The sequence below is a fragment of the Amycolatopsis sp. NBRC 101858 genome (assembly GCF_030269325.1).
In the GTDB taxonomy this organism is placed as follows: Bacteria; Actinomycetota; Actinomycetes; order Mycobacteriales; family Pseudonocardiaceae; genus Amycolatopsis; species Amycolatopsis ponsaeliensis.
Window position 1 is genome coordinate 684,706 of the sequence record NZ_BSTD01000003.1, and the last position, 13,484, is coordinate 698,189.

A 13,484-nucleotide genomic window follows, 5' to 3' on the forward strand; every position below is an offset into this window, starting at 1 on the left:
TGTGGTCCTCCACCGGCACGGGCATCTACGACCTGCCGAGCTCCCGGTGGATGAAGTCGAAAATTTCGTCGTCCGTCGCGCCTTCGAGCTGCTGGGCGGCCCGGGGACGCCCGTCGGACGCCCGGGCCTCTCCCAGCTTGTTCAGCATGGTCTGAAGTCGGCTGGTGATGAGACCAAAGGCGTCATCCTCTGGGGAAACCCCTGAAACCAGCGCCTCGATCCGGTCGAGCTCCCCCAGCACCGAGACTTCCTCGCCGACCAGCGCCGAGAGCAGGAACCCGGCCAGCGCCGACGGCGTCGGGTGGTCGAAGACGAGGGTGGCCGGCAGCTTGAGCCCGGTCGCCGCGCGCAAGCGGTTGCGCAGCTCCACCGCGGTCAAGGAGTCGAAGCCGATCTCCTTGAACGGCCGGTTCGCGTCGATCTCCTCGGCGCCCGCGTGGCCGAGCACCCGGGCGATGGCCTCGCGGACGTGGTCGAGGACCACCCGCTCCTGCTCGACCGGCGGCAGGCCGGTCAGCCGGCTCGCGAAGTCCGCCGGCGTCGACTCGGCCTCGGCCGGCCGGGCTTCGAGGGCCCGGCGGACGGCGGGGAGGTCGTCGAGCAACGGACGCGGCCGGGCAGCGGTGAAGCCCTGCACGAACCTCTCCCAGTCGACGTCGGCGACGGTGAGGACGGTCTCGTCGCGGTCGATCGCCTGCCCCAGCGCGAGCAGGGCCCGCTCCGGCGGCATCGCACCCACGCCGCGGCGGCGCAGGTGCTCCTCGGCGTCGTTGTCGCCCGCCATGCCCGCGCCCTGCCAAGCACCCCACGCGACCGACGTCGCGGTGAGCCCGCGATCACGCCGCCGCTGGGCGAGCGCGTCGAGGAACGCGTTGCCCGCCGCGTACGCGCCCTGTCCACCGCTGCCCCAGACGCCGGCGTTGGAGGAGAAGAGCACGAACGCGTCGAGGTCGTCGAGGAGTTCGTCGAGGTGGGTGGCGCCGGCGACCTTGGCCGACACGACCTCGGCGAACTCGGCCAGTTCGGTGTCGTCGAGCGCGGTGCCCTGCACGATCCCGGCCGCGTGGAAGACGGCCCGGACGGGCTCGCCCAGCTCGTCGAGCAGCGTTTTCAGGGCCGCGCGGTCGGCGACGTCGCAGGCGGCGATCGTCGTCGTCGCGCCGAGCGCGGTCAGCTCCTCGCGCAGTTCCGCCGCGCCGGGGGCCGCTTCGCCGCGCCTGCTGGTGAGCACCAGGCGTTGCGCGCCGCGGCCGGCCAGCCAGCGCGCGACGTGGGCGCCGAGCGCGCCGGTGCCGCCGGTGATCAGCACGGCGCCGTCCGGCCGCCAGTCGCGGGCCGGGGCACCGTCGCCGAGCGGGGCCGGCACCAGGCGGCGGGTGAGCACCCCGGACGCGCGGACGGCGACCTGGTCCTCGTCACCCGCCGCGGCCAGGACCTCGGCGAGGCGGTGCCGGTCACGTTCATCGGTCGTGTCCGGCAGGTCGACCAGGCCGCCCCAGCGGTCGGCGTGCTCCAGGCCGATGACCCGGCCGAGCCCCCAGACCTGGGACTGCGCCGCGTCGGTCACGGTGTCGCCCCGGCCGGTGGCCACCGCGCCCGCCGTGGCGAGCCACAGCGGAGCGGTGATCCCGGCGTCGCCGAGCGCCTGGGTCAGGAGCAGGGTGTTCGCCACGCCGCGCGGGAGCACGGCGTGCTCGGTCGCATCGAGGGCGAGCAGGGAGAGCACTCCGTCCACCGGGGCGAGGTCGACCAGGCGCTTGGCGAGCGCGGGCCGGTCGGTGGCGCCGACGGTGATCGGGACGACGGTCGCGCCCTCGACGGCCTGACGTGCCGCCTCGATCCAGGGGTGGTCACCGCCCTCCGGCGTCACGACCAGCCAGGTGCCGCGCAGCGGTTTCCGTTCCGTGGTGAGGGGCTTCCAGGTGATCCGGTAGCGCCAGCCGTCCACAGTGGATTTCTCGAGCCGGGTGCGCCGCCAGGAGGCGAGCGCGGGCAGGACGTCGCCGAGGGGTTCCGGCGCGACGGCGAGGGTGCCGGCGATCGACGCCAGGTCCTCGCGTTCCACGGCGGCCCAGAACTGGTCGTCGACCGGGTCGCCGGTGGCCGCCACGGGCTGCACGGGCTTCGGCCAGAAGCGCCGGTGCTGGAACGGGTAGGTGGGCAGGCCGATCGTCCGCGTCTCGGGGAGGAACGTCCGCCAGTCGACGTCGTGCCCTTGGGTCCACAGCTCGGCGACCGACGTCAGGAACCGGCGGGGGCCGCCTTCGCCGCGGCGCAGCGTCCCGACGACGACACCCGCGGTGTCGTCGAGGGTCTCCTGGATCGCGGACAGCAGCACCGGGTGCGGGCTGACCTCGACGAAGAACCGGTGTCCCCGCCCGATGAGGACCTGGGTCGTGTCCAGGAAGCGGACCGGCTCGCGCAGGTTCCGGTACCAGTAGCCGGCGTCGAGGGTCGCGGTGTCGACCGGCTCGGCCGTGACCGCGGAGTAGAACGGGACGTCGCCCGTGCGGGGGCTCAGGCCCGCCAGGACTTCGTGCAGCTCGTCGCGGATGCCTTCGACGTAGACCGAGTGGGAGGCGTAGTCGACCGGGATGCGCCGGGCGCGGATGTCCTGGTCCGTGCAGTGGGCGATCAGCTCGTCCAGGGCGGATGGGTCACCGCACACGACCGTGGAAGCCGGGCTGTTGAACGCCGCGATCGCGACGCCGTCCGGCAGCAGGTCCGCGACGCGCTCGGCGCCGAGCGCGATCGAGGCCATGCCACCCTGCCCCGCGAGCCCGGCGGCGATCGCCTTGCTGCGCAGCGCGACGACCTTGGCGCCGTCCTCCAGGGACAGTCCACCCGCGACGACGGCCGCCGCGATCTCGCCTTGCGAGTGCCCGGCGACGGCATCCGGCTCGACGCCCGCCGAGCGCCACAGCGCGGCCAGGGAGACCATCACGGCCCAGGACGCGGGCTGCACCACGTCGACCCGTTCCAGGGCCGCCGGGTCGCTCAGCGCTTCGGTCAGGGACCAATCGACGTGCGGGGCGAGTGCTTCCGCGCATTCGGCGATCCTGCGGGCGAAGACCGGCTCGTCGAGCAGCTCGACAGCCATGCCCGCCCACTGCGCGCCCTGGCCGGGGAAGACGAACACCGTCTCCCCCGCCGCCCCGGCGGTTCCGGTGACGGCGGCAGTCAGTTCGCGGTGATCATCGAGGAGGACCGCGCGGTGGTCGAACTGGGACCGGGTGCCGACCAGCGACCAGGCGATCTCGGCGGCGCTCCCGGACACCTCGGCCAGCGCGGCCACCCGGTCACGGACCGCCGCCTCCGACCGGGCGGAGACCACCCAGGGGGTCAACGCCCCCTCGACGTCCACAGTGGCCTCGACGGGCGGTTCGGAAACCTGCTCGACGATGATGTGCGCGTTCGTGCCGCTGACGCCGAACGACGAGATCCCGGCGCGGCGCGGTCCTTCGCGCTCGGGCCACGGCCGCGATTCGGTCAGCAGGGACACCGCGCCGCTGTCCCAGTCGACGTGCCGCGAGGGCTCGCCGACGTGCAGGGTGGCGGGCAGCACGCCTTCGCGCATCGCGAGGACCATCTTGATGACCCCGGCGACACCCGCGGCGGCTTGCGTGTGCCCGACGTTCGACTTGATCGAGCCGAGCCACAGCGGTTCTTCGCGGTCCCGGCCGTAGGTCGCCAGCAAGGCCTGCGCCTCGATCGGGTCGCCCAGCGTCGTGCCGGTGCCATGCGCCTCGACGGCGTCCACATCGGACGGCGCCAGGCCCGCGTTCGCCAGTGCCGCGCGGATGACCCGCTGCTGCGAAGGCCCGTTCGGGGCGGTGAGGCCGTTCGACGCGCCGTCCTGGTTGACCGCGCTGCCGCGGACGATCGCGAGCACCGGGTGGCCGTTGCGGCGGGCGTCCGACAGCCGTTCGACGAGGACGACGCCGACACCTTCACCCCAGCCGGTGCCGTCCGCCTCGTCGGCGAAGGCCTTGCACCGGCCGTCGGAAGCCAGGCCGCGCTGCCGGCTGAACTCGACGAACAGGCCGGGGGTCGACATGATCGTCACGCCGCCGGCCAGCGCCAGCGAGCATTCGCCCGCCCGCAGCGACTGGGCGGCCAGGTGCAGGGCGACCAGCGACGACGAGCACGCCGTGTCGACGGTCATCGCCGGGCCCTCCAGCCCGAGCTCGTAGGCGATCCGTCCGGAAAGGACACTGCCCGCGCTGCCGGTGGCGAGGTAGCCGTCGACGCTCTCCTCGCCGAAGTGCAGCGCCGCGGTGTAGTCCTGCCCGTTGGTTCCCGCGAACACCCCGACCGGGGCGCCGCGCACGGAGAGGGGGTCGATGCCCGCCTGCTCCAGGGCTTCCCAGGAGGTCTCCAGCAGCAGCCGCTGCTGGGGGTCCATGGCCAGCGCTTCGCGTGGCGAGATCCCGAAGAACTCGGCGTCGAACTGGTCGGCGCCGGCCAGGAAACCGCCTTCGCGCACGTAGGTCGTGCCGGCGTGGTCGGGGTCGGGGTCGTAGAGCGCGCCGGTGTCCCAGCCGCGGTCGGCGGGGAACTCCGTGACGGCGTCGCGGCCCTCGGCGAGCAGGGCCCAGAGTTCATCCGGGTTCCGGACCCCGCCGGGGAACCGGCAGCTCATGCCCACGATGGCGATGGGCTCATCGGTGTTCTGCACGACGGCCGCGGGTCCGGCTTCGGCGTCGCCCAGCAACTCCGTGCGCAGGTAGGACGCCAGCGCCGTCGCGGTCGGATAGTCGAACGCGAGGGTGGCCGGGAGCCGCAGCCCGGTGGCGGTGTCGAGGCGGTTGCGCAGCTCGACGGCGGTCAGCGAATCGAAGCCGAGCTCCTTGAAGGTGCGGCCGGCCGCGACGTCGTCGGCCGAGCGGTGGCCGAGGGCGAAGGCGACCTGCTCGCGCACCAGCTTGAGCAGCAGCCTCTCGGCATCCGTGGTGGACAGTCCGGCGAGGTCGAGCGAACCCGCGGTGGCCGGCGCGAGCTGCCGCACCTCGGGCAGGCCGGCGATGAGCGGGCTCGGGCGGTGCGCGGTGAGCGCGGCGGCGAACCGCTCCCAGCCGACGTCGGCGACGGTGACCACCGGGCCGCCGCCGGTCGCGGCCTGCAACGCGGCGATGGCCCGGTCGGGGCGCAGCGGCGCGAGCCCGGTGCGGCCGAGGTGTTCCTCGGCGGCGGCCGCGGTGGCCATCCCGCCGTCGGCCCACGGTCCCCAGGCGATCGACGTCGCCGTCAGACCCTGGGCGCGGCGCTGTTCGGCGAGCGCGTCGAGGTAGGCGTTGGCGGCGGCGTAGTTGCCCTGCCCGGCCGCGCCGAACGTGCCGGTGCAGGAGGAGAAGAGGACGAACGCCTCGAGCCCGGCGGTGAGTTCGTGCAAGTGCTGAGCGGAGACGGCCTTCGCGTCGACGACCTCGGCCAGGCGTTCCGGGGTGAGGGCTTCGACGACACCGTCGGCCAGGACGCCGGCGGTGTGCACGACGGCGGTGAGGTCGCCGGCCGAGGCGAGGGCCGCTTCGAGCGCGGCGCGGTCGGTGACGTCGCAGGCCAGGACGTCGACGCGGATGTCGAGTTCGGCCACCAGGTCCCGGGCACCGGGGGCGTCGAGGCCCCGGCGGCTCGTCAGGATGAGCCGCTCGGCGCCCGCCTTGGCCAGCCAGCGCGCGACGTGCTTCCCGAGGGCGCCGGTGCCGCCGGTGATCAGGACCGTTCCGCTGGGCTGCCACGGCGTCACCGGGCGTGGGATGCGACGGACGAGGCGGCGGGCCAGGACCTGCGACCCGCGGAGGGCGACCTGGTCTTCGCCGGTCGCGCCGCCGAGGATCGCGCGGAGCCTCCCGAGCGTCTCCTCGTCGACGTCGGCGGGGAGGTCGACCAGACCGCCCCAGCGGTGCGGGTGTTCCAGGGCGACCGTGCGCCCGAGACCCCAGACCATTGCCTGCGCCGGGTCCGGCACGTCACCTTCGACGGCGGCGACCGCGCCGCGGGTGACGCACCACAGCGGCGCGTCGATCTCCGCGTCGCCGAGGGCCTGGACCAACGCCAGCTGGCCTTGAACATCCAAAGTGGACAGGATGCCGTCGAGGTCCCGGCCCCGCAGGCGAACAGAGAGGGAGGCGCGATCGTCCGCGGGGGTGACTTCGAGGACGTCGTCCAGGAGGTGCGTACTCGAGCCGGCCGGGACCACCGCGAGCCACCGGCCGTCGAGCGGGGTCTCGCCGGTGTCGACAGGCGTCCACGTGACTTCGTACTGGCCGACTGGGGGCTGGCCGCGGTCGCGCCAGGCCGCCAAGGCCGCGACGTCGCCGCTCTCGACGGCCGCCCAGAACCGCTCGTCGGGCGCCGGGCGGGTGTCCAGCCAGAAGCGCGTGCGCTGGAACGGGTACGTCGGCAGCGTGACGGCGCCCGCAGGCCGCCCCGGGTGCGCCGCGTGCAGGACCGCACGCCAGTCGACGGTGTGGCCCCGCGTGTGCGCGTCGCCCAACGCCGTGAGCAGGCTCGCGTATTCGGCTCGGTCCTTGCGCAGCAGCGGAAGCGCGGGGAACGCGGCCAGCGCCGAGAGGACGCCGTCGGGTCCGAGTTCGAGCCCGCGCGTCACGCCGAGGCCGGCGAGCGCGGCCGAAGCGTCGGCGAACCGGACCGGCTCGCGGACCTGGCGCACCCAGTACTCCGGGGTCAGGATCTCGTCGCCGGCCAGGCGACCGGACACAGTGGACGCCAGTGGGATCTTCGGCGCGGTGAAGGTCAACGAACCGGCCACGCGGGCGAACCCGTCCAGCATCGGGTCCATCAGCGCGGAGTGGAACGCGTGCGACACCGTCAACCGCCGGACCTTCCGGCCCAGCCCGGCGAAGTGCCGCTCCACCGCTTCGACGGCTTCGGCTTCACCGGACACCACCACGGCTTCGGGTCCGTTCACCGCGGCCAAGCCGACGCCGTCGGTCAGCACCACGGCAACTTCGTCCTCGGTGGCCTGCACGGCCAGCATCGCGCCGCCGGTGGGCAGCGCCTGCATCAGGCTCGCCCGAGCGGCTACCAGCCGGCAGGCGTCCTCAAGGGACAGCACGCCCGCGACGTGCGCCGCGGCTATCTCGCCGATCGAGTGCCCGGCAACGTGGTCCGGGACCACGCCCCACGACTCCAGCAGCCGGAACAGCGCCACCTCGATCGCGAACAGCGCGGGCTGCGTGTACCCCGTCTCGTCCAGCAGCGAAGGATCGCCGAACACGACCTCACGCAACGGCCGGTCCAGCTCCGCGTCGACCAGCGCGCAGATCGCGTCGAACGCGTCGGCGAACAGCGGGAACCGCTCGTACAGCTCCGCCCCCATCCCGGCGCGCTGCGAACCCTGGCCGGAGAAGAGGAACGCCGTCTTGCCCGGCTCCGCGAGGACCGGGGTCGTCGCGGCCAGCCCGGCGAGCAGGTCGTCGCGCCCCTCTCCCACCACGACGGTCCGGTACTCGAACGCCGACCGCGCGGCCAGCGCGAGCGCGATGTCGACCGGGTCGCCGTCGGGGAGCCCGCGGGCGGCGTCCCGCACCGCCTGCTCGGTCCGCCCCGACAGCACCCAGGGCACGACACCGGTTTCGGGTTCCTGGTGGACAGCCGGAGCCGCGGGCGGCTCCTCGAGAATGACGTGCGCGTTGGTGCCGCTGACCCCGAACGACGACACACCCGCACGGCGCGGCCGGTCGCCCCGCAGCCAGTCCTGGGCCTCCGTCAGCAGCCGCACCTCGCCCGACGACCAGTCCACCCGGTCCGACGGCCGGTCCACGTGCAGGGTCTTCGGCAGCGTTCCGCCGCGCAGGGCGAGGACCATCTTGAGCACACCGACCGCGCCCGAAGCGGCCTGGGTGTGGCCGAGGTTGGACTTCACCGAGCCCAGCCACAACGGCCGGTCCCGGTGCTGGCCGTAGGTTTCCAGCAGGGCCTGCGCCTCGATCGGGTCACCCAGCGTCGTGCCGGTCCCGTGTGCCTCGACGGCGTCCACATCGGACGGTGCCAGGCCGGCGTTCGCCAGCGCGGCGCGGATCACGCGTTGCTGCGACGGGCCGTTCGGGGCGCTCAGGCCGTTGGACGCGCCGTCCTGGTTCATCGCCGAGCCGCGCAGCAGCGCGAGCACCGGGTGGCCGAGGCGTTGTGCGTCCGAGAGGCGCTCGACGAGCACGAGCGCGACGCCCTCGCCCCAGCCGGTGCCGTCCGCCGAGTCGGCGAAGGACTTGCACCGGCCGTCACCGGCCAGGCCGCCCTGCTTGGCGAACTCCTGGAACGCACCCGGCGTCGCCATCACCGTGACACCACCGGCCACCGCCATCGACGACTCGCCGGAGCGGACCGACTGGGCGGCCAGGTGCAGCGCCACCAGCGACGACGAGCACGCCGTGTCGACGGTCACCGCCGGGCCTTCGAGACCGAGCACATAGGACACCCGGCCGGACACGACCGCACCGGCGTTCCCGGTGAGCAGGTGGCCTTCGACCTCCTCCGCCGCCTCGGTGTGGCCGGTCGCGTACCCCTGCGTGCCGCAGCCGACGAACACGCCGGCCGCGCTGCCGCGCAGCGAACGCGGGTCGATCCCGGCGCGCTCGAAGACCTCCCACGCGCTCTCCAGCAGCAGCCGCTGCTGCGGATCCATGGCGAGGGCTTCCCGGGGCGAGATCCCGAAGAAGGCGGCGTCGAACTCGTCGGCGTCGTGGACGAAGCCGCCCACCCCGTCGAGTTCCCAGCCCCGGTTCACCGGGAAGGCCGACATGCCCTCGGCGCCCGCGGAAACCAGGTCCCACAGGTCTTCCGGCGAGCGCACGTCGCCGGGCAGGCGGCACGCCATCGACACGATCGCGATCGGCTCGTCCGCGTCCGCCCGGGCCACGAACTGCTCGACGGCCACGGGGCCGGCGTCGAGCAGCTTGTGCCCCAGCAGCGCGGCGAGCCGCCGCGGGTCCGGGTGGTCGAACAGCACGACGGCGGGCAGCTTGAGCCCGGTCGCCGCGACGAGCCGGTTGCGCACTTCCAGGGCGATCAGGGAGTCGACACCCAGGTCGCGGAAGGCGCGGTTGGGCTCGACCGAGCCCGGGCCGGGATAGCCCAGGACGGCGGCGGTCTCGGCCCGCACGAGGTCGAGCAGCGCTTCGGCCCGAGCCGACTCGGTCAGGCCGGAAAGCCTTTGTGCAAAAGAAGAATCGGCCTCGGCGGGCGTCGCCGTGAGCGCGTCGTGCACGCCGGGCAGCTCGTCGAGCAGGGGCCGCGGGCGGGCCGCGGTGAAGGCCGGGGCGAACCGGGCCCAGTCCATGTCCGCGACGGACAGGAACGTCTCGTCCGCGTCGAGTGCCTGGCCCAGCACGGTGAGGGCGAGCGCCGGGTCCATCGCGCGGATGCCGCGGCGGCGCAGCTGCTCACCGGAGTCGTCGCCGGTCATGCCGGCACCGGCCCAGGCGCCCCACGCCACCGACGTCGCGGTGAGACCGCGGTCGCGGCGGTGCTGCGCCAGCGCGTCGAGAGTGGCGTTGGCCGCGGCGTACGCGGCCTGGCCACCGCCACCCCAGACGCCGGCGTTGGAGGAGAACAGGACGAAGGCGTCGAGGTTCCCTGGCAGGAGAGCGTCGAGGTGGACGGCCCCGTCCACCTTCGCGCGCAGCGTGTCGGCGACTTCGGCGCGGTCGGTGTCGGCGAGGGCGGCCGAGCGGCCCACGCCGGCCGCGTGCACGACGGTGCGGGGCTCGATCTCGGCGAGCAAGGCGGCCAGCGCGTCGCGGTCGGCGACGTCGCAGGCGGCGACGGTCACCTCGACGCCGAGCGCCGTCAGCTCGTCGCGCAGCTCGGCGGCGCCTTCCGCCTCGGGGCCTCGGCGGCTCGTGAGCACCAGGTGCTCGGCTCCCGCGGCGGCCAGCCAGCGGGCCACGTGTGCGCCGAGTGCGCCGGTGCCGCCGGTGACCAAGGCGGTTCCGCTCGTCCGCCAGTCGCGCGCGGAACGGCCGAGGGGCGCCGGGACCAGGCGGCGGACCAGCGCTCCCGCCGCCCGGATCGCGACCTGGTCTTCGCTCGCGTCGGCGAGCACCCGGGTCAGGCGGCCGAGCGCGCGGTCGTCGAGGGTTTCGGGAAGGTCGACCAGGCCGCCCCAGCGGTCGGGGTGTTCGAGGCCCACGACGCGGCCCATGCCCCAGATCCGTGCCTGCTCCGGGCTGGTCAGCCGGTCGGAACGGCCGGTGGAGACGGCACCGCGGGTCAGGAGCCACAGCGGTGCGGTCACCGCCCGGACCAGCTCGATGGTGGCGTAGAGGCCGTCTTCGGCGAAGGCGAGCAACGACAAGACGCCGGTGACACCTTCGGTGGGCAGCTCCGGAAGGTCCGCACCGGGCTCGACGGTCAGCAGGACCGGCTCGGCGCCGTGCGCGGCCAAGCCCGCGACGAGGTCGCCGGCCGGGTATCCGGCGGGGGCGACGACGAGCCAGCGTCCACCGAAGTCCCCTTCGGACGGAGTCGAGGGCCGCCAGGCGATCCGGTACCGCCAGTCGTCCACCACGGACTGCTCGGTGCGGCGCTTGTGCCACTGGGCAAGCCCGGGCAGGACGTCGGCGAGCGCCGTCGCGTCCACGTCCAGCGAGGCGGCGAGGCTTTCGGCGTCCCCACTGTCCACAGCGGACCAGAACTGGTCGTCGGCCGCGCCCGCGGCCTTCTCGGCGGCGGTCAGCCAGTAGCGTTCGCGCTGGAAGGGGTAGGTGGGCAGGTCGACGAGCCGCGCGCCGGGGAAGCGCCCGGCCCAGTCGATCGCGGCACCCCGGCTCCACAGCTCGGCCAGCGACGTCAGGAAGCGCGGCAGACCGCCTTCCCCGCGCCGCAGCGACCCGACGACGACGGGCCCGTCCAGGGTGTCCTCGACGGCGGCGGCGAGCACGGGATGGGCGCTGACCTCGACGAACGTGGTGAACCCGGCTTCGGCGAGGCCACGCACGGCTGTGTCGAACAGGACGGTCTGCCGCAGGTTCCGGTACCAGTAACCGGCGTCCATCGTGCCGGTGTCGATCCGCTCGCCGAGCACCGCGGAGTGGAGCGGGATCTCGGCTTCGCGCGGGGTGACCGGGGCGAGTGCTTCGAGCAGGGCGTCCTCGATCGCCTCCACGTGCGCGGAGTGCGAGGCGTAGTCCACCGGGATGCGACGGGCGCGGATGCCTTCGGCCGCACAGGTTTCGACCAGCTCGTCGAGCGCTTCCGGCTCGCCGGAGAGCACGACCGAACCCGGGCCGTTGACCGCCGCGACGCTGATCCGGCTGTCCAGCCGGGCGGTGACTTCGTCCAAGGACAAGGCGACCGACGCCATCCCGCCCTTGCCCGCGAGCACCTCCGCGATGAGCTTGCTCCGGAGCGCGACCACGCGTGCACCGTCCTCAAGGGACAGTGCGCCCGCGACGCACGCGGCGGCGATCTCGCCCTGGGAGTGCCCGACGACGGCGCCGGGCCGCACCCCCGCCGACTGCCAGAGTGCGGCGAGCGAGACCATCACGGCCCAGGAGGCCGGCTGCACGACGTCGACCCGGGCCAGGGCGTCGGCGTTGCCCAGGACCTCGGTGAGGGTCCAGTCGACGTGCGGAGCGAGCGCGGCGGCGCACTCGGCCATCCGGGCGGCGAACACGGGCTCGTCGAGCAGGTCGACGGCCATCCCGGCCCACTGCGCGCCCTGGCCGGGGAAGACGAAGGCCGTCTTGCCCGGCGTCGCGGCGACACCCCGGACGACCTCGGCCGACGGCGTCGCGTCCGCGATCGCGTCCAGGCCGCGGACCAGGTCTTCGACCGCGCCGCCGACCACGGCGGCGCGGTGTTCCCAGGCGGTGCGCGCGGCGAGCGTGAGCCCGACGTCGCCGGGCTTTTCGTCGGTGACGTGCTTGCGGAGCAGGTCGGCTTGCTCGCGCAGGGCCTCGGCGGTGCGGGCGGACAGCACCCATGTCGTAGGGCCTTGTGGCGCTTCGGTTTCCTGGGGCGGGGACGCGGGGACGGCTTCGAGGACGACGTGGGCGTTGGTGCCGCCGACGCCGAACGACGAGACCCCGGCGCGGCGGGGCGCGCCGGTCTCGGGCCAGGCGGTGTGCTCGGTCAGCAGCTCGACCGCGCCGCGCGTCCAGTCGACCTGCGTGGAGGGCTCGGCGACGTGCAGGGTGCGGGGCAGTTCGCCGTGGCGCAGGGCCAGGACCATCTTCATCACGCCGGCCACGCCGGCGGCGGCCTGGGTGTGCCCGATGTTGGACTTGATCGAGCCGAGCAGGAGAGGCTGCTCGCGGTCCCGGCCGTAGGTCGCGAGCAGGGCCTGCGCCTCGATCGGGTCACCGAGGGTGGTGCCGGTGCCGTGCGCCTCGACGGCGTCCACTTCGGACGGTTTGAGGCCGGCGTTGGCGAGCGCGGCGCGGATGACGCGTTGCTGCGAAAGGCCGTTGGGGGCGGTGAGGCCGTTGGAGGCGCCATCGGAGTTGACCGCGGAGCCGCGCAGGACGGCGAGCACCGGGTGGCCGTTCTTGCGGGCGTCGGAGAGGCGCTCGACGAGCAGCACGCCGGCGCCCTCGCCCCAGCCGGTGCCGTCGGCGGTGTCGGCGAACGACTGGCACCGGCCGGACGCGGAAACCCCGCCCTGGCTGGTGAACTCGACGAAGACGGCGGGTGTGGCCATCACGGTGACGCCGCCGGCGAGCGCCATCGAGCATTCGCCCGCGCGCAGTGCCTGCACGGCGAGGTGCAGGGCGACGAGCGAGGACGAGCAGGCGGTGTCGACGGTGACGGTGGGGCCTTCGAGGCCGAAGGTGTAGGCGAGCCGGCCCGACGCGACGGACACGGCGCTGCCGGTGAGCAGGTGGCCGCGGACCTCGTCGGGGAGGCCGTCGAGGTCGGTGGAGCCGTAGGCCTGGTTGCTGCAGCCGATGAAGACGCCGGTGTCGCTGGCTTGCAGGGCTTTCCGGTCCAGCCCTGCGCGTTCGAAGGTCTCCCAGGAGACTTCGAGGAGCAGCCGCTGCTGCGGGTCCATGGCGAGCGCTTCGCGGGGCGAGATGCCGAAGAAGCCGGGGTCGAATTTGTCGGCGTCGTGCAGGAAGCCGCCTTCGGCCGTGTTGCTGCCGGCGAGCTCGTCGGCGGTCCAGTTCCGGTCGGCGGGGAAGCCGGAGATGGCGTCGGTGCCGTCGCGCAGGAGGTCCCAGAGCTGGTCGGGATCGTTCACCCCGCCCGGGAACCGGCAGCTCATGGCGACGACGGCGATCGGTTCCCTGGAGGCGGCCGCGAGCCGGTCGTTCTGTTCGCGGAGCCGTTTGTTGTCCCGCAAGGACGCCCGGAGCGCTTCGACGACCTTGTCCTTGTCCGAAGACAGTGCCACCAGGTACCTCCAGGTTCACGGCGTGGTCGCCTCGAGTGAACCGCACGGGGGACCCGCAAATCCCTAGATTTCGGCCGGGCCGGGGGTTTTGTCCCCAGGCCCGGCCGGTTGTGGACAGGTGCGCCCG

At 74.0% G+C, this 13,484-nt stretch carries 1 protein-coding gene; it reads right to left on the reverse strand.

The features are described 5' to 3' along the window. Positions 1 to 25: 25 nt before the first annotated feature. Positions 26 to 13,357: a type I polyketide synthase gene (locus QSK39_RS26520; protein WP_285480528.1), complete on the reverse strand. Its 13,332-nt coding sequence runs from the start codon at positions 13,355 to 13,357 to the stop codon at positions 26 to 28. Positions 13,358 to 13,484: the final 127 nt, after the last annotated feature.